Origin of the sequence: Pseudomonas sp. E45-MNA-CIBAN-0222 (assembly GCF_040310405.1) — a bacterium.
In the GTDB taxonomy this organism is placed as follows: domain Bacteria; phylum Pseudomonadota; class Gammaproteobacteria; order Pseudomonadales; family Pseudomonadaceae; genus Stutzerimonas; species Stutzerimonas stutzeri_AC.
The window spans coordinates 18,786-35,780 of sequence record NZ_JBEOPU010000006.1 but is presented as its reverse complement, the minus strand read 5'-3'; the positions used below and the strand labels follow the sequence as shown (position 1 = coordinate 35,780).

Here is a 16,995-nt window from a genome sequence, read left to right as displayed (position 1 = left end):
GGTACTGACAAAAGGGAGGCTTCGGCCTCCCTTTTTCGTTTGCACGCCTGGGCCGATTGGCTCTCGGTCTAGCTTGGCCTAGCTGCGCAGCTCCCGGTTGCCTGCGGCGTCTACGTCCGCCCCCGGTCGATCATCACGCGGTTCGGGCATGGGCGGCACATCCGTCTCGGTAGGTGCCTGGCGCGGCTGCAGCATCGGCGCCTCGAGCTTCTCCGCATCCTGCGGCTGCTCGCCCGCCCCGCCGCGTGGTTCGCTACTGTCCAGTGGATGTTGGCGAGCCTTTTCCGGATGGGTGGGGCCGGTGCCGTCAGACATGACAGCCGAGGCGCCAGCCAGCGATACCAGCAGAATGCTCAAGCGCAGCATGCTCATCGTGCACCTCCGATAAGGATTGGTCCGCTTTCGGCACACATGCGCCAGCAAAGGTTTCCCCCGCAATGCAACAAGCAGCCGAGCGGTTAGAAAAACGCAGAACGGCCCGACAAGCGCTGCCTGCCGGGCCGTTATGCTTCACCGCGTGGATCAATAGGCGCCGCGTTCACCACCTTCGCCACCAGTGCCCGTGGTGCCCTGTTTGCCGGTTGCACCATCGCCACTGGCGTCAACACCGGTGCCACGATCACTGCCCGTGGTGGTCGCCGGACGCTCGGTCTCGTCGGGCATCTTGCCGGTATCGGAAGTCGAATCCATTCCGGTGCCGGTGCCGCCCATGGTCCCTGGCTGCTCGGTGCTATGACCCATCGAGTCGCGGTGCCCGGTATCGGTGCCAGTGCCAGTGTTGCCGGCCGCGAATGCCGCGCCGGAAATCAGCCCGGCGAGAGTGAATGCCGCAATCTTGTGCATGCTCATGATTGTCTCCTGCATATTTCAGGGGGTTCATGTAATCCGGCAGCAGGACCCGCCAAGGGTTTCCTCGTCAGACTTTACAAAACATGACAGGGTCGACGAACCCCATTCCAGAGCGGTCTTATCACGAACCGTCGGTCGCATCGGGCCGATCACCGAGCAGATCCTCTACGTAGAGCATGCGTACCAACACCATACCGGCCGCCGCCAGCGGCGTTGCCAGCAGCAAGCCCAGGGTTCCCGCAAGCAGGCCGAACAGCAGCTGCACGGCGATGGTCAACGCCGGCGGGATCGAGACGATGCGTTGTTGCATCCAGGGCGTGAACACGTAGCTTTCCAGCGCCTGGACGAACAGGTAGAGCCCGGCCACATAGAGCACCGTGCGCCCGCCTTCCAGAGAAGCTAACAGTAGCGCCGGAATCACCGCCAGCACCGGGCCGATGTTGGGGATGAACGACAGCAGACCGGCAATCAGCCCGAGCACCAAAGCCAGCTCGATGCCCAGCAGCCACAGGCCGAGGGTGGTCAGCACGCCGATCAGCAGCATTTCCAGCAGTTTGGCCAGCAGCCAGGCGCGCAGCGTTGCGCCGGTTTCGTCGAGCACTTCGGCGGCACGTGGCCGATAACCAAGCGGAATCAGTTTCAACAGACCACGAACATAGACCTGCGGATTGATCGCCAGACAGATGCCGATCGCAAAGGCGATGACGAAACTGCTCAGCGCACCCACCAACGAACCCATCACCTTGGTCACCAAGTTGAAGGCGCTGGAGCCGTCGGGCAAAGAGTCCTCAGGCGTTCGCGTTGTTGCAGCAGTTCGTTGGCCCAAGGCAACTGCTCGGCACGTTCGCGCAGTTGCTCGACGGCTTGTGGCAGGGAGTCGGATAAGGCATCGGCTTGCTCGGCGATGTTTGGCGCGACCAACCAACCTCCACCCCCCAGCCCGAGCAGCATCACCACGAAGAACAACGGCATGGCAGCCTTGTAGGGCATGGAGGTGCGATCGCTGATCCACTGGCTTACGCCGTGAATCAGTACGCCGAAGAGGATCGAGGCGAACAGCAGCAACAGGAAATCAAAGGCCAGCCAGGCGACGATGCTCAGCAGCACCACCGCGGCCAGCACTGCGGCCTGCACCATGGCACGATTGGCAACCTTCTTCGCGTCGTTCTGCGGCGTTGGCGTGGACATGGCTCTCCCCCTGATGAGTACAAGGGTACGACCGGTCACGCGGCGCTTTAATTCAGGCGTTGCGCCAATCAGCGCAACAGCTGCCAGAGCGATGCACCGACGCCGGCCATGCTTTCGCCCGCCACCAACCCGGCCGCTGCAACGATCACGAAGCGCTCGCCGAGGCTACGCCAGCGTGACGCGAAGGCCCAGGCAAGCACGGCGCCGAAGGTCATCATCAGCGAAATCGACGCAGGAATGATGAATGCCAGGCCGAGCGCCGCGGAGCTCGGCAGCCAACGCAGGCGCCGTTCGGGTAACAGACCCTCAAGCGTACCGAGCAGCACGCCACAGAGCGCGCCAACCAACATGGCCCAGCGCACATCGGCAGCGAGCGCGCCGAGACCGCCGGTCAGCGCTTCGGCCACGGCCTTCCAGGTCGCGACCGCAGGAGCGGGCCATTCGGGGGTGATCAACATGCTCTGCGGATCGGGAATCAGCAGCTGATAGGCCAGCACGCCGACCACGCTGCCCAACAGAATGCCAAAGCACTGCGCCACCGCCTGGCGACCCGGCGCCGCACCGATGACATGCCCAACCTTGAAGTCGTTGAGCAGGTCGGTGCACTGCCCCGCTGCGCCACCGGCGGTGTTGGCGCTCATCAGATTGACCGGCACCTGGCCCGGGGCGAACACGCCGAAGCTCAGCTGCGACAACTGCCCGATTGCGCCAATCGGTGGAATCCCGGTCGCGCCGACGACGCGGGCGGCGACCATCGCCAGCAGCAACGCCAGCGGAATCGACAGTAACGCCAGCCAGAGATCGATGCCGAACAGGCTGACCTGCAGGACGACCACCAGCATCACCGCCAGCACGAAGCCAGCCGCCGGCAAGCCATGCGGGCGCCGCAGCCTCGGGTGCCGGCGTACCGATGTCGAGCGCGAACGCAACAGGCGCAACCCCAGGGAGGTCAGCGTGGCACAAACCATCAGGCTCACGCCCGGCCACAGCAGCCATTCGATCAGCGCAGCGAACTGCGGCCCCTGAGCGGAGGCCGGCAAGCGCACCAACCCCTCGGCCAGCACCCAGGGCGCGACCAAGCCCCAGGCCAGCAACGCGCCGAGCAAAAGCGACAGGCCGACCCGCAGCCCGATGATTCCGCCGAAACCAAGCAACAGCAGCGAGGGCTCGAAGGTGAAGGTGAGGCGCTCCAGCTGCAACGAGGGCGACCAGCGCGGCAGTGCCCAGAAGAAGGTGTCGCTCAGCTTGGCCCCGGCTGCCAGCACTGCAGCGCCACCCAACACCCATAGGCGACGCCCGGCTTCGGCGCCATGGCTGTAGATCTGCTGCAACGTCGCCAGGGTCGCCATGCCTTCGGGAAAGCGCAGCCCCGACTCAACGATCAACGATGGCCGCAGGTACCAGGCCACCCAGATACCGAGAAAGCTCACCGAGAACACCCACGCCATCAGCGGCAGGCTGTCCAGCTGCTGGCCGGTGAGCAACGTGTAAGCTGGAATCGGCGCCACCAGCCCGCCCGATATGATCGACGCACACGACGAAGCGGTGGTCTGGTTGATGTTGCTTTCCAGCAGCGACCAGCGCGGGCGACCGAAGGCGACGGACACGCTCTGCCAAAAGGCGAAGCCAATCAGCAGCGCGATGATCGACATATTGAACGACCAGCCGATTTTGAGGCCCGAGTAAACATTCGACGGAGCCAGCAATGCACCCAGAAGCAGCCCGGTCAGGAGAGCGCGCAGGGTCAGCTCACGAGGAGAAGAGGCAGAAGTGAAAGCAATCATGCCTCTACCTTAGCAGCACCAATCGGTGCAAAAACGCGCGCTCTTCCAGGCGGCTCACGTGCGATTCGACCGTGTTGCGCACGCACTGGCCAGATAATGCCCGTTTGCCATCTCCCTGCTGAACTTCGCTGCAAGGTGCTGGTCGTTTAGTAACTTTTTAATCAATCACGCCCGACTGACTAGGTACCGAACATGGATGCGGATCTTACGCGGGACATATCCTCCCCAACTGTCACGCTATTAACCGGCAATGAGCTGCTTGGGTTGTTTTTTCGCCACTTTCTCGGCGAGCAGGCGCAGGTCGAGGTTTCGCTCGCGGGACTGGAATCACCGGAGCATCGTGGTGCCGACCTTTTTCTGGTCGACGCCGGACACACCGAAGCCGAACAGATTTCCAGCCTGATCGACCAGCTCGACGAACACACGCCGGTAGCGCTGGTGAACATCGTTCCCGAGCAGGCCGAACAGCTGGTGGAAAAGCACCCGGTCATTCGAGGGGTGTTCTATAGCCACGCCACCCGCGAGCATTTGCTCGAGGGTATCCGGGTGCTGCTCAAAGGCGGCGACTGGCTGCCGCGGGTGCTTACCGAGCGGCTGCTGGGGCAATGGAGGCGCATGCGTCAGCTGGCTGAAACCAAGTCCAGCCTGACACTGCGCGAGCGGGAAATTCTCACCCTGGCGGGCAAAGGTTTATCCAACGCCGAAATCGCCGAACAGTTGTGCCTGAGCCCACATACCATCAAGAGCCATATACACAACCTGCTGCGCAAGATCGGCGCATCCAACCGCGCCGAAGCGGCATATCTGTTGCGCGGCCATCTGGACTGGGACAAGTCCTGCCGCGCCTGATCGTTTCCTGCCCCATCCGGCAGCGCACTAATTGGCATCGTGCGCTGCCGGAACAGTACCTCGCTGACGTCATCATAAGGGGCTTACGGATCGTGCGGCTGCGCCCGGGATTAATCCCTATATGGCGTTTTCCGCTATCGCTTTTCCATCCTCGGATGGATACCCAAAACCGTACCCAGCGTTCAAGAATCGCGACCACTGCATACGGTACCTACCGATGACTTCTTCTGCCTTGCCCCGCGCCGCTCACCTGCTCGCCCTGTTCGTCAGCCTCGCCAGCACCACGCTGATGGCGATGGATCTGATGGATAACGGCGATCTCGCGCCAGACCGCGGCGTGCTGAGTGCAAGCTCCACTTCGCACCTGTCCGATGCCAAGGCGGCTTTTGTACAGCAACAGGGCCAGGGTAACCTCGCCGAGCTTGTGCAGACCGGTCAGGCACTCAACGCGCAGGTGTTGCAGCAAGGCAGCGACCAGGAAGCCTTCATTCTCCAGCATGGCGAAAACCTGCTGGCAATCATCGAACAGGCTGGCCACGGCAACTTCGCCGAGATCCTCCAGACTGGCAGCGACAACCAGGCCACCATCAGCCAATACGGCGCATACAACGACGCTCGCATTGAACAGGCCGGTAGCGGCCAGCGCAGCGCCGTCACGCAATACGGCACCGGCCAACAGATAAACATTGTGCAAGGTCGCTAAAGGCCACGGAGAATCACATGTTCAAGCCCACAGTAATCGCTTCCATTCTCGCACTCGGCGCCGCTCAGGCGTTTGCGCAAAACAGCATCGAGCTGGAACAGGTCGGCACGGACAACGTGGCCGAGCTGCAACAGACCGGCCTGGTCGACTCTAGCGCGATAGACGTCAGTCAGACCGGCAACCTCAATTTCGCCAGCGTCACTCAGGTTGGCGAGGCTTACTTCAAGGTCGCCAACCTTCAGCAAGTCGGCAATGCCAACGTCGCCACCGTCGAACAGACCGGACGCACCAGCACGCTGAACGCCAGCAGCATTGGCAACGGCAACCAGATTACCGCCAGCCAGACCAGCTTCGTCGTCGCCCAGGTCGAGCAGCGTGGTGACGACAACGTGCTGACCTTTAGCCAACAAGGGTATTACGAGGGGGCACGGATGAACGTGTCTCAGGACGGCCTGGGCAACATGGCGGACATTTTCCAAGGTGACGGCAACCGCATGACGCTCGCCCAGGCCGGCACCTATAACGTCGCCGACATTCATCAAAGCGACTATCACAATGAACTCGACTTCACCCAGAGCGGCGACGGCAACCGGCTGACGGTGGACCAGAACGGTTTCGGTGGCCGCATCAGTGGTTCGTCGACCGGCAGTGGCAACAGCGTCGATATTGCGCAGACTTACATGTCCAACCAGGCCACGGTAGTCCAGAACGGCAACGACAACCTGGCGAGCATCGAGCAGGGCAACTACAGCCATCAGGCCACCATCACACAGATGGGCAGCGCCAACGAGGCGATGATTCGCCAGAACCTGCCGGCCAACGATTACACCCGTCTGCCGGGTGTCGCAGCGATCCACCAGAGCGGTACCGGCAACAGCGCGTCCATCGTCCAGCAGTAGCGCAACGACCATCCAGCCAAGGACAGGCTTCAACGGAAACAGAACGGATGCTGACCATGACCCTTGCAACCTGGCTGCTCGCAGCCTCCCCCGCACCTGCTGACGCCTCCGTGGACGTCAACCTCGAGCTGCAACCCGTCGAGGAAAACCGCCTGTCACTCGCCCTGTGCTTCAAGGGCAGCGGCCAGCAGGTTCGCTTTCGCCTCAAGGTCCGTTCCAGCGGCAGCGCCGGCAACGCCCAGACCGCTCAGAGCGGCACGCTGACCGCTGACGCGACGCCGCAATGCCCGTTGCGCAACCGCATCGGCATCGCCGGTGACACCCGCGTTGAGGCCGAGCTGCAGTGGTGGATCGATGATGCCGAGCAGCCGCCTATCCTGCGCAACTACCCGGATGACGCGAGCGATGTGGACGAGGGAAACGAGCCGCAGCAAATTGCCTGACGGGACCAGACCCGGACCAACGGCATCCCACGAGGCGTTCGTTCAGCGCAGGTTCAGGCGGGGTTCAGGAAGGGTTCAGTGACAACCATTCAGGCTAGGGGCCGTCAGTATCCCGCTGCCTGAAAAGGAGTCACCGATGAAAAAACTTAGCACTCTGGCCCTCGCCACGACCCTCGGCATCTTCAGCTTCGGCGCCCACGCCGCTGAGAACTTCGCCGGTTTCACCTGGGGCAAAAGCACCGTCAACACCGATCGTTCCAGCTCGCTGAAGCAGAACATGGACGGCAAGAATCGCTTCGATGACGTGATCAAGAACAGTGGCACCTGGGGCGTGCGCGCCGGTCAGATGACCGACGAGGGTCGCTACTACATGACCTATGAAAACGTCTCCGATGATTACGGCAGCAGCCTCAAGCTGCGTCAGCAGAACCTGATCGGCAGCTACGACATGTTCGTCCCGCTGGGTGACACCACCCGCCTGTTCGGTGGCGCCAGCGCCGGTCTGACCAAGCTGGAGAACGAGTCCAAGGGTTACAGCCGTGACAGCGATATCGGCTACCTGGTAGGCCTGCAGGCCGGTATCCTGCAGAAGCTCGGCGACAACACCTCGGTGGAAGCCGGTTACCGATACCTGCGCAGCAACGCCGGTACCGAAGTGTCCGAGCGTGGCGTCGGCAAGCTGGGCTCGATTGATGTGCACAGCAGCAAGCAGGCCTACCTGGGTCTGAACTATCACTTCTGACGGCTACTGGGCTGACAGAACGTTGAACGACGGCCGGGCAATGCTCGGCCGTTTGCATAGGAGCACAAACATGAAAGTGCTGGTGGTGGAAGACGAGGCGCTGCTGCGCCACCACTTGCTGACGCGGCTCGGTGAAAGCGGGCATATCGTCGATGCCGTGCCCAACGCCGAAGAAGCGCTGTATCAGACCCACGAATTCAATCACGACCTGGCTGTCATCGACCTCGGGCTACCGGGCATCAGCGGGCTGGACCTGATCCGTCAGCTGCGCAGTCGCGGCAAGACCTTTCCCATTCTTATCCTCACCGCCCGCGGCAACTGGCAGGACAAGGTCGAAGGACTGGCCGCCGGTGCCGACGACTATGTGGTCAAGCCGTTCCAGTTCGAGGAACTGGAAGCCCGGCTGAACGCCCTGCTGCGCCGCTCCAGCGGCTTCACCCAAGCCACCATCGAAGCCGGCCCGCTGCTGCTCGATCTCAATCGCAAGCAAGCCACCGCCAACGGCGAGCCGCTGGCGCTGACCGCTTACGAATACCGCATCCTCGAATACCTGATGCGCCATCAGCAGCAGGTGGTAGCCAAGGATCGGCTGATGGAGCAGCTCTACAGTGGCGACGAGGAGCGTGACCCGAACGTCATCGAAGTGCTGGTTGGGCGGCTGCGGCGCAAGCTCGAAGCGCAGTGCGCGATGAAACCCATCGAAACCGTGCGCGGCCTGGGCTACCTGTTCACTGAGCGCTGCCGATGAGTCTACGCTGGCGCCGGCTGCAGGCACGCGTTCGCACACGTCTGACCGGCGCCATGTCGTTGCGGCTGCGCCTGATGCTTGGTGCGGCGAGCCTCGCCGCTCTGTTCATGCTGGCGTTGCTGCCCGTGCTGCAGGGTGCTTTCAGCCTGACATTCGAACGCGTTATCGAACAACGCCTGGCCGCCGATGCCAGCACGCTGATTACCGCCGCGCATGTCGAGGGCGGTCGGCTGCAAATGCCCGAGCGTATGCCCGACGAAGAATTCAACCTTCCGGACGCACAGCTGCTTGGCTTCATCTACGACCGCCGCGGCGAGCTGGTCTGGCACTCGCGCTCGGCGGCCGACGAGCGTATCGACTACCGGCCGCGGTACGAAGGCGGCACCAGTGAGTTCCTGCGTACGCGCGATGCGGCCGGGTTGGAGTATTTCGTCTACGACGTCGAACTGCATCTGGACGGCAGCCGCGACAATGCCTTCAGCTTCGTCACCATGCAGCCCACCAGCGAGTACCTCAGCCTGTTCGACGAGTTTCGCCGGCAGCTCTATCTATGGCTCGGTAGCGGCCTGCTGGTGCTGCTGGTGCTGCTCTGGGCGGGTCTGACCTGGGGCTTTCGCACACTCAAGCGGGTCAGCGCCGAACTCGATCAGGTCGAAGCCAGCCAACGTGAACGACTAAGCGACGACCACCCACGTGAATTGCTGCGTCTGACCCGCTCGCTGAACCGTCTGCTGGACAGCGAACGGCGCCAGCGCGAGCAATACCGCAATTCCCTGGGCGACCTGGCTCATAGCCTGAAAACCCCGCTCAGCGTATTGCAGGGCGTCGGCGAGACGCTCTCGGCGCAGACGCAGAGCCGCGAGCAGGCGCAGGTGATGCAGGCGCAAATCGAACGCATGAGCCAGCAGATCGGCTATCAACTGCAGCGCGCCAGCCTCGGCAAAAGCGGCCTGGTGCGCCACCGGGTCGAGCTGCGGCCACTGCTGATCAGCCTGTGCAGCACGCTGGACAAGGTCTACCGTGACAAGCGCGTGCAGATCGACATGCAGCTGATCGAACCGTGCCTGGTGCCGATGGAACAGGGCGCGCTGATGGAGCTGCTCGGCAATCTGCTGGAAAACGCCTACCGGCTGTGTCTTGGGCAGATCCGCATCAGCGCCCGCACCCATGACAACGACCTGCTGCTCGGCATCGAGGACGACGGCCCAGGCGTGCCGGTCGACCAGCGCGCACGCATCATCCACCGCGGCGAGCGCCTAGACGCCCAACACCCTGGCCAGGGCATCGGACTGGCGGTGGTCAAGGACATCCTCGACAGCTACGGGGGCGAACTCAGCCTTGGCGAGTCGCCGCTCGGTGGCGCGGCATTTCAGATCCGGTTGCGAGCGGACTGATCGATTCACACTCCCGCGCTACGCTGGGCGCTGCTAGAGTTCACTACCGAGCCACCTGCAGCCCATCGGAGCGCGCATGTCACTGGATGACCGCAAGAAACTCGTCCGCCAGCATATCGACCTGACCTGGAATCGCGGGCACCTGGCGCTGGCTGAGCATCTGCACAGCAAGGATTTTCTCTACAAGAGTTCCTTCATTGGCCGGCCACTCTACAGCGCCGAGTTCCTCGATATGGTCCGACAGATCCGCCATGCCATGCCGGAACTGGAAGTAGTCGTCGAAGAGTGCATCGCCGAAGGCAACCGCGTGGTCACCTGGAGCACGCTTATCGGCACCATCGAGCATGCGGCGTTCGGCTATCCGCCCAGCGACAAGGTGCTGAGCATCTCGGCCATGGCCTTCTGGAGCATCACGCCGACACAGCAGGTACAGGAAATCTGCACCATGTTCGACATGGAGAGCTTTCGCGCTCAGCTGGGGATGGATACCCGGCCTTACGCCGAAAAAGCGCTGCCCTGAGACAGCCGCTCAGCTCACCACAGCCAACCGAGCCAGAGCAGCAGCACCAGCAGCCAGGCGCTGAGCGTCAGTGCACCACGCTCCCACTGCCGATTCCAGCGTCGCTCGCGCTGACGCCAGCGATTGCGCTCAAGGTGGATCGCGGGAACAGGCAACGGCGGCTGACGCAGCACCCGGGTGACATATAGCGACGCCCACAGCGCCGGGTTCGGCAACCGTGCCAGACGCGAAGGCACTTGCCAGGCACGGCGCAGCGCCCATCCAGTCAACGTCAGCGCAGCCAGCAGCGGCCAAAGCGCTGCCCATAATCCGCCTGGATAGAGGCCGTCCAGCAAGGGTTCACGCAACGCCGGCCAAGCCCAGGGCAACAGCAACGAGGCCGTGCTGAGCACCGCCCATGGCAGCCATTGGCCAAACGGCGGGCGTTGCGCCGGGGCATGCTGCTGATCGCGCCACATCAGCCAGAGTGCGCGCAGCAGCAGCAGTGCGGTAGCGAAGCTGGCAAGCGTCAACCAGGGTGCCCAGGCGGCGAATGCGCTGTCGTGCCAGGCATCTTTGAGCAGGTATTTGACCGCCGCACCGCTACTCAGCGGCGCGCCCATGATCGCCAGCGCCGGCAGTAGCAAAAGCGCCCAGGCCAGTCGTGGCAGGCGCCCTTCATGGACCATCCCCGCCGCCAGGAATAGCGCGCCCTTGGCCAGGCCGTGATGCACGCCGAACAGCAGTAGCACCGCAAGAATTCCCGCCGACGGTTCATCGAGGCCCCAGGCCAGCGCCAGAATCATCAGCATCCAGCCCATCTGGCTTACCGAGGAATAGGCCAGCACCGCCTTCGACTTGGCAGCACACAGGCCCAACGCAGCCGCATAGAGCGCGCCGAAAATTCCCGCGACAAGCAGCGGCGTGCTCCAAGCCGCCAGCGTCGGATCGCCTTCCGGCACGCAGCGCCAGATGCCAAGGATGCCGGCCTTGAGCATCGCTCCGGAGAGCACCGCGCTGGCCGGTGCCGGCGCCTCGGGATGGGCCAGCGGCAGCCAGACATGCAGCGGCCAGAATCCGGCCTTCAGACCAAGACCGAGCAGCAGCAGGGCGAGGGTCAGATTGTCGATAGGCTGCGCCTGCCAAGTGACAAAATCGAATGCCTGTCCGGTGGAATGGGTGCGCAACAGCAGCCCGGCGAGCAACAGCATCTCACCGCAGATCGCCAACTGCAGATACAGCCGCCCGGCGCGCCGCGGTCCTGGGCCGCCGCGGTGCACGATCAGCCCGTAGGCGGACAGGCTCATGGCACTGAAGCCGAGGTAGAAACTCAGCGCGTCGGTGGCGATGATCAGTAACAGGTTGCCGGCCAGCGCCAGTTGCCAGAAGGCCCAAAAACGTAACCGGCGCGGATCGCGGCTCAGGCTGCTGTTGGCGAAAACTGCTGCGCAGCCCCAGAGCAATGCGGAAAAACCCAGCCAGGCGCGGGTCAGCGAATCGCTGCCGCCCCAGCGTACGCCCTCCCACAGCCAGGGCAGTTCGAGCGCCGCCGGGGGCTGCAGCGCCACCAGCAACGCCGGCACGCAGGCCAGCCACAACCACGGCAGGCTGCGTTCACGCAGGCACAGCAGAAGCACGCCGCCGAGCAACGGCGCGAATGGCACCAGCAACCACAGCCAGGCATTCATATAGCGAACTCCCGCTCGACGATCAGCTGGCTCCAGCCCAGCGGACTCAATGCGGTGGCGGCCAGCAGCCCAACCAGTAACGACAGCAGCGCGGTGATCACCGGTGGCAGCAGCAACATCCAGTGGGTCTCGAAACGCTCCTCCGCCCAACGATTTTCGTGCCAGTCGGCCGGCTCGGCGAACCAGCCGCGCCAGAGCAGCGGCAGAAAGTACGCGGCATTCAACAGCGCCGAGCCGAGCAGCACCAACAACACCCAGTCCTGACCGACTTCAAGGGCGCCGAGGCCAAGCGTCCATTTGCTGATGAAGCCGGCGATGGGCGGGATGCCGATCATGCCCAGCGCACCGATTGAGAACGCCGTCATGGTCCAAGGCATCCGCCGGCCGACCCCGTCCATCTCGCGAATGCGGTGGATGCCTAAGGTTTCGGCGAAGTTGCCCGCGCAATAGAACAGCGTCACCTTCATCAGGCCCTGATGGACCAGATGCACCAGCCCGCCCACCGCGGCGATAGGTCCGAGCAGTGCCACACCGAGGGTGACGTAGGACACCTGACTGATGGTCGAGTAGGCCAGGCGCTTTTTCAGCTCTCGCTGCTGCAGGGCTCGCAACGAGCCGTAAAGAATCGTTCCGGCTGCCAGCCAGAGCAGCGGTTTGGTGAGATCCAGCTGCATCAGCGCTTCGGCACCGAAGACATCGTAGACCACCCGCACGATGCCGAACGCCCCCGCCTTGACCACCGCCACCGCATGCAGCAGCGCGCTTACCGGCGCCGGCGCGACCATCGCCTGCGGCAGCCAGCCATGCAGCGGGATCAGTGCGGCCTTTACACCGAGGCCGAGAATCAGCAGAACAAAGGCGACCTGCAGTGCAACATCGTGCTCAGCTACCTGCTCTAGCAAATAGCCGGCGGCCTGGAAGTCCGGTGTGCCGGCGAGGCTGTGCAGCAACGCCACACCCATCAGCACCAGCGTGCCGCCACCCACCGTGTAGGCCAGATATACCCGCCCGGCACGTAGCGACTCGGGCGTACCGCGGTGCACCACCAGTGGAAAGGTGGCCAGGGTCAACAACTCGTAGAACAGCAGGAAGCTGACCAGGTTGCCGGCCAGCGCCAGCCCCACCGTAGCGCTGACGCACAGGCTGAAATAGCCGAAGAAGCGTGAGCGCAGCGGCGATTCTTCCAGATAGCCGATGGCGTAGATCGTGGTCAGCGCCCAGAGCAGCGACGACAGCGCGACGAACAGCAGCGCCAGAGCATCGGCCTGCAGCACCAGCGGCGCGCCCGGCAACAACGGCACGCTGAAGCGGTATTCATTACCCTGGCTGACGCCATAAAGCATGCTGCCGACCAGCAGCAGCTTGAGGGTTACGCCGAGCACGTTAAGGGTGACGCGCAGCCGCTGCTGGTCCTCGCGCAGGCCGAAGATCACCAGGCCCGGCAACAGCGAGCTGAGCACGATGCCCAGCGGCAACAGTCCGTGCCAGCTCATCGTCCGAGCCCCCCCAACCAGAGCAGCAGCGGTTCGCTGATCAGCGCCAGCCCCCACACCAGCAGCGCTGGCAGCAAGGCCAGCCACTGCGCCAGGCGATCCGGGCGGATGCTCGGCGGATTGGGTCGCGCCCGGTCGAAACCGTGGGCAACGACGCGGAACACATAGGCGGCAGACATCAGCGTGCCGAGCAGGACGCCCACGGCCCACGGCCAGTGCTGCGGCTGCTCGAACAGCGGCTGCAGCAGCAACCATTTGGCCAGAAAGCCCCCGCTGGGCGGCAGGCCCACCAGGCTGCCACCGGCCACGGCAAATGCAGCCAAGGCGATGGGCACGTTCTGGCTGGCACCGCGCATGCCCGTCACCCGCTTGCTGCCGAGAATGCTCTGCAATTCGCCAGCAGCGAGAAACATCGACACCTTGGCCAACCCATGGGCCAGCACGAACAACCAAAGAGCCGCGTGCAGGCGAGGCTCCTCTAGGTGCAGGAGCAGCCCCAGAGCCAGTAGCGCATAGCCCAGCTGGGCGACCGTCGAGTAGGCCACCAGGGTCTTCAGCCGCGGCGCGCGCAGTGCCGACCAGCCGCCAGCGAGCAGCGCCAGCACCCCGGCGGTGCCGAACAGCAGGCCGGCGTCGCGGCCGAATTCAACCGGGGCAATCTCGCTCCAGATCAGCCAGAGAATATACAAAGGCCCCTTGACCACCAACGCCGAGAGCAGCGCGCTAACCGCCGTCGGCGCCGCCGCGTGGGCCGGCGGCAACCACAGATGCAGCGGCCAGAGCGCAGCCTTGAGCATCAGCCCGAGGGTTATCAGCAGCAACGCCAGGTGGGTCACGCCATCGGCTTCGGTCAGTTGCGCCAGCACGGCCAGATCGAGCACGCCATAGCGTCCGTAGATCAGCGCCACACCCAGCAGATAGGCCAGCGATCCGGCCAGCGACAGCAGCAGGTAGTTCAGCGCCGGCCTCCAGGCCTTGCGCCCGGCCAGCGACACCAGCGCCACGGCGACCAGGCTGAGCAGTTCCAGCGTGACGTAGAGGTTGAACAGGTCCGCCGACAGCCACAACGCAGCCAGGGCCGCATGCAGCAGGCAGGACAGCGGCCAGTAATCTTCCTTGCCCGCTGCGTGGGCGATGCGCGCTGCATAGAGTGCGACCAGCAAATGCAACCCAGCGGTGAACACCAGCAACAGCGCCGCCAGCGGTGTCAGGCGAAAGCGGATCGCCAATCCTGCCTCCCAGCCACCGACAAGCAGGTTGCGCTCACCATGATCGAGCACCACCTGCAGCGCCATGATCGCCGCCACCAGCGCACCCAGGCTCAGCGCGATCACCCAGCGTCCGCTGCGCGCCGGGCGCAGCAGAATCAGCAGCAAGGCGCCGGCCAGGGGCAGCAGCAGGCTGAACAGGGCAGCGTTCATCGCTCGTGCTCCGTCGATGAAGCCAGCGCACTGCTCAGCCGCAAAGCCAGGGCAGTCGCGCTCACCGCCACCACCAACCCGGTGACCACCAGCGCCACCAGCAACGGATCGCTCGGGTCGTGGCGTGCCGCCAGGGCAATCATCACCAGAAATACGCCGCTGCCCATAAGGTTGATGGCGATTATCCGCCGCAGCGCATGGCGCAGTGTCAGCAGCCCGTGCAGGCCGAGTAGCCAGAGGGCGAAGCCGATGGCGATCCAGAACAGCGTGGCGCTCATGGCTGCGTCTCCGGTTCGTCACCGATCACCAGCAGACTCAGGCTGGCCGCGATAGACAGCGTCGCCGCCGCTTCAATCAAGAGGATCAGCAGCTTGGCCGACCCGACCGGGTAATGCAGCCAGCCATCGCCGTACCAGGCACAGGCAGCGGCAACGCCAATGAACAACAACAGCCCCGCCAGCACCAGCAGGCGCAGCGGCCAGAAGCTCCAGTGCAAGGCCGGCAAAGCGCCCGCCAGACGCAGCAACACGATGCCCGCCGCCAGCAACGCCCCGGCCTGAAATGCGCCGCCCGGCGAGGCCGCGCCACGCCAGAGCACATACCCCCCAGCAAGCACCAGCAGCGGCGCCAGTGTGCGCCCCCAGGCCTGCAACAGCGGCCAGGGTTCGCTCAGGTGCGGCTGCAGCGGCCCGAGCTGGCGGGCGCCGAGCAGCGCCAGCAGCAATACCGCCAGCTCCAGCAGCGTGTCCCAGGCGCGGAAGTTGAGCAGTACCGCCGTCACCGGATGCTCGACGCCGCTTTGCGCCAGAGCAGCGTCGATCTGCGCTGGCACCGTCGGCTGCAGTTCAGCCAGAGGTTCCAGCTGTGGCAGCAGCAGGATCAACAAGGGCAGCAACACCAGCACCGCAGCCAGGCGGCGGCGCCGCGACAAGCGCGGTTCGCTGCCGGCCTGCGGTTGGCGCGCCAGCGCAGCGAATAGCAACACACCGGTCAGCCCGGCACCAATGGCAGCCTCCGCCAGTGCCAGATCGGCGGCTCCCAGACGCGCCCATACCAGCGCCAAGACCAGCCCAAACGAGATGAACAGCAGCACCCCTGCATACAGCTGACGCACATGCAACGCACCACCGGCCAGACCCAGCAGCAACACGCCGAGTACTCCGTCAACCAGCCACTCACTCATCGCCGCCCTCCTCGTCGCACTGGCGTGCCAGCAGCTGGCAGGCGGTGGCGCCGGAGGCCAGCACCAGCAGCCAGATCAGCAGCATCTGCGCGACTTCCAGCAGACTGCCGGCGCGCAGCGAAAGGCCGGCGACCACCAGACCGAGGCCGAGGGTGTCGGCCTTGGTCAGCGCGTGCAGGCGACTCAAGGTGTCGGGAAAGCGCAACAGGCCGATGCTGCCGGCGGCGAAGAACAGCAGGCCGCCGCCCAACAGTAGCCAGCTGAAGATGTTCAGCCACTCACTCATGGCGACTGCGCCGCAGCAGTTGTACGAGGGCGGCGCTGATCATCGCCGCCAACAGGGCCAGCACCAGTGCCGCATCGCGCAGTGCCGGAGCGGCCTGCCACTGCGCCAGCACCAGCAATAACGCGGCGCCGCTGGTCCCGAACAGTTGCACCGCGAGCAGCCGATCAACCCGCCCCGGTCCGCGCAGTACGCGCCACAGACCGATGATCAGGGTCAGCAAGAGCAGCGCCGAAAACACTGCCATCACCGCGGCTCCCTTTCGCCAAGCAACCGCTCAAGATGCCCTTCGAGTTCAGCGATGGTGGCCTGCCAGGGCAGGCGCTCATCCAGCACATGGACGCGCATCTGCTGGCCATCGATGCGCGAGGCCAGCGTGCCGGGCAACAGCCCGACCATGGCCGAGAGCAGCAAACGCACCCGCGGCGACTGACTGACCAGCGGGTACGGGTGCCACGCCGGCTGCAGCGGGCAACGGGGTTGCAGGGCGCGTCGTGCCACGTCCCAGCCGCCGAGCAGCATGTGCTTGAGGAAGAAGCCGAGGAACGCGGGCAAGGCGATGGGATGCATGGCCAACGGCCGCAAGCCAAGCCACAGGCTCAAAGCAACGGCCAATGCGATCGTCGGGGCGCCCAGCGTCCAGCCCTGTCCGGCGGCGAACAAGGCCCAAAGTGCGGTGTAGATCAGTGACCAGAAGAGTGCGTCGGTGGCTCCGCGACGCCATGCGGCCTGAGTCATCTCATTCTCCTTGGCATACCGGTCTTTGTAACAAGTCGAGGCCAAGAGTTCGCCACTGTCCACCAACTGCAGCGAAATGCCTTGTATCAGC

19 protein-coding genes and 1 pseudogene are annotated in these 16,995 nt (G+C 64.3%); 8 read left to right on the top strand and 12 right to left on the bottom strand.

Going from position 1 to position 16,995, the window contains the following annotated elements; all coding sequences use genetic code 11:
- Positions 1-78: 78 nt before the first annotated feature.
- The 4 genes and pseudogenes from AAEZ08_RS10535 to AAEZ08_RS10520 all read right to left on the bottom strand — a co-directional run bounded on the left by AAEZ08_RS10535 (position 79) and on the right by AAEZ08_RS10520 (position 3,821).
- The gene (locus AAEZ08_RS10535) at positions 79-372 is read right to left on the bottom strand and encodes a hypothetical protein (RefSeq protein ID WP_500124239.1); all 294 of its coding nucleotides are present in this window, start codon (positions 370-372) and stop codon (positions 79-81) included.
- 150 nt (positions 373-522) lie between these two features.
- Positions 523-849 carry a hypothetical protein gene (locus AAEZ08_RS10530; protein WP_003283260.1) on the bottom strand — a complete coding sequence of 109 codons (327 nt, stop codon included), beginning with the start codon at positions 847-849 and terminating at the stop codon, positions 523-525.
- 121 nt (positions 850-970) lie between these two features.
- A pseudogene (locus tag AAEZ08_RS10525) lies at positions 971-2,037 on the bottom strand (AI-2E family transporter).
- Positions 2,038-2,105: 68 nt separating this feature from the next.
- On the bottom strand, positions 2,106-3,821 hold the full coding sequence (locus tag AAEZ08_RS10520; protein WP_427702542.1) for an OPT/YSL family transporter: 1,716 nt from the start codon (positions 3,819-3,821) through the stop codon (positions 2,106-2,108).
- 264 nt (positions 3,822-4,085) lie between these two features.
- Between AAEZ08_RS10520 and AAEZ08_RS10515 the strand changes: the two genes are divergently transcribed.
- From AAEZ08_RS10515 to AAEZ08_RS10480, 8 genes are all read left to right on the top strand, one after another.
- The gene (locus tag AAEZ08_RS10515; RefSeq protein WP_003283257.1) at positions 4,086-4,670 is read left to right on the top strand and encodes a helix-turn-helix transcriptional regulator; all 585 of its coding nucleotides are present in this window, start codon (positions 4,086-4,088) and stop codon (positions 4,668-4,670) included.
- Positions 4,671-4,887: 217 nt separating this feature from the next.
- A complete protein-coding gene (locus tag AAEZ08_RS10510) occupies positions 4,888-5,373 on the top strand; it encodes a curli production assembly protein CsgB (RefSeq protein WP_058063573.1) in 486 nt (161 codons plus the stop codon).
- A gap of 17 nt (positions 5,374-5,390) precedes the next feature.
- Positions 5,391-6,272 carry a hypothetical protein gene (locus AAEZ08_RS10505; RefSeq protein WP_058063572.1) on the top strand — a complete coding sequence of 294 codons (882 nt, stop codon included), beginning with the start codon at positions 5,391-5,393 and terminating at the stop codon, positions 6,270-6,272.
- 47 nt (positions 6,273-6,319) lie between these two features.
- Positions 6,320-6,715, top strand: coding sequence for a hypothetical protein (locus AAEZ08_RS10500; protein ID WP_102821023.1), 396 nt, complete (start codon positions 6,320-6,322; stop codon positions 6,713-6,715).
- A gap of 136 nt (positions 6,716-6,851) precedes the next feature.
- A complete protein-coding gene (locus AAEZ08_RS10495; RefSeq protein WP_003283253.1) occupies positions 6,852-7,457 on the top strand; it encodes an outer membrane beta-barrel protein in 606 nt (201 codons plus the stop codon).
- 70 nt (positions 7,458-7,527) lie between these two features.
- A complete protein-coding gene (locus tag AAEZ08_RS10490) occupies positions 7,528-8,205 on the top strand; it encodes a response regulator transcription factor (RefSeq protein ID WP_003283251.1) in 678 nt (225 codons plus the stop codon).
- Entirely contained in the window at positions 8,202-9,599 is a 1,398-nt protein-coding gene (locus AAEZ08_RS10485; RefSeq protein WP_003283249.1) for an ATP-binding protein, read from the top strand. Before AAEZ08_RS10490 ends, AAEZ08_RS10485 begins: the two co-directional genes overlap by 4 nt.
- A gap of 76 nt (positions 9,600-9,675) precedes the next feature.
- Positions 9,676-10,119: a ketosteroid isomerase-related protein gene (locus AAEZ08_RS10480; RefSeq protein WP_003283248.1), complete on the top strand. Its 444-nt coding sequence runs from the start codon at positions 9,676-9,678 to the stop codon at positions 10,117-10,119.
- 14 nt (positions 10,120-10,133) lie between these two features.
- Here the strand turns inward: AAEZ08_RS10480 and AAEZ08_RS10475 are convergent, their stop codons facing one another.
- From AAEZ08_RS10475 to AAEZ08_RS10440, 8 genes are read right to left on the bottom strand one after another with little or no spacing between them, the layout of a single operon-like run.
- The gene (locus tag AAEZ08_RS10475) at positions 10,134-11,786 is read right to left on the bottom strand and encodes a proton-conducting transporter transmembrane domain-containing protein (RefSeq protein WP_500124237.1); all 1,653 of its coding nucleotides are present in this window, start codon (positions 11,784-11,786) and stop codon (positions 10,134-10,136) included.
- Positions 11,783-13,279: a complex I subunit 5 family protein gene (locus tag AAEZ08_RS10470; protein WP_500124236.1), complete on the bottom strand. Its 1,497-nt coding sequence runs from the start codon at positions 13,277-13,279 to the stop codon at positions 11,783-11,785. The genes AAEZ08_RS10475 and AAEZ08_RS10470 overlap by 4 nt, the downstream gene beginning before the upstream one ends.
- The gene (locus AAEZ08_RS10465; protein ID WP_500124235.1) at positions 13,276-14,700 is read right to left on the bottom strand and encodes a complex I subunit 5 family protein; all 1,425 of its coding nucleotides are present in this window, start codon (positions 14,698-14,700) and stop codon (positions 13,276-13,278) included. Before AAEZ08_RS10465 ends, AAEZ08_RS10470 begins: the two co-directional genes overlap by 4 nt.
- On the bottom strand, positions 14,697-14,978 hold the full coding sequence (locus tag AAEZ08_RS10460) for an NADH-quinone oxidoreductase subunit K (RefSeq protein ID WP_003283241.1): 282 nt from the start codon (positions 14,976-14,978) through the stop codon (positions 14,697-14,699). Before AAEZ08_RS10460 ends, AAEZ08_RS10465 begins: the two co-directional genes overlap by 4 nt.
- Entirely contained in the window at positions 14,975-15,883 is a 909-nt protein-coding gene (locus AAEZ08_RS10455) for a Na(+)/H(+) antiporter subunit B (RefSeq protein ID WP_500124234.1), read from the bottom strand. The genes AAEZ08_RS10460 and AAEZ08_RS10455 overlap by 4 nt, the downstream gene beginning before the upstream one ends.
- Positions 15,876-16,169, bottom strand: a complete 294-nt coding sequence (locus tag AAEZ08_RS10450) for a cation:proton antiporter (protein WP_003283237.1) — start codon at positions 16,167-16,169, stop codon at positions 15,876-15,878. Before AAEZ08_RS10450 ends, AAEZ08_RS10455 begins: the two co-directional genes overlap by 8 nt.
- Positions 16,162-16,413 carry an MrpF/PhaF family protein gene (locus AAEZ08_RS10445; protein WP_003283235.1) on the bottom strand — a complete coding sequence of 84 codons (252 nt, stop codon included), beginning with the start codon at positions 16,411-16,413 and terminating at the stop codon, positions 16,162-16,164. The genes AAEZ08_RS10450 and AAEZ08_RS10445 overlap by 8 nt, the downstream gene beginning before the upstream one ends.
- Positions 16,413-16,904 carry a Na+/H+ antiporter subunit E gene (locus AAEZ08_RS10440; RefSeq protein ID WP_036991606.1) on the bottom strand — a complete coding sequence of 164 codons (492 nt, stop codon included), beginning with the start codon at positions 16,902-16,904 and terminating at the stop codon, positions 16,413-16,415. The genes AAEZ08_RS10445 and AAEZ08_RS10440 overlap by 1 nt, the downstream gene beginning before the upstream one ends.
- Positions 16,905-16,995: the final 91 nt, after the last annotated feature.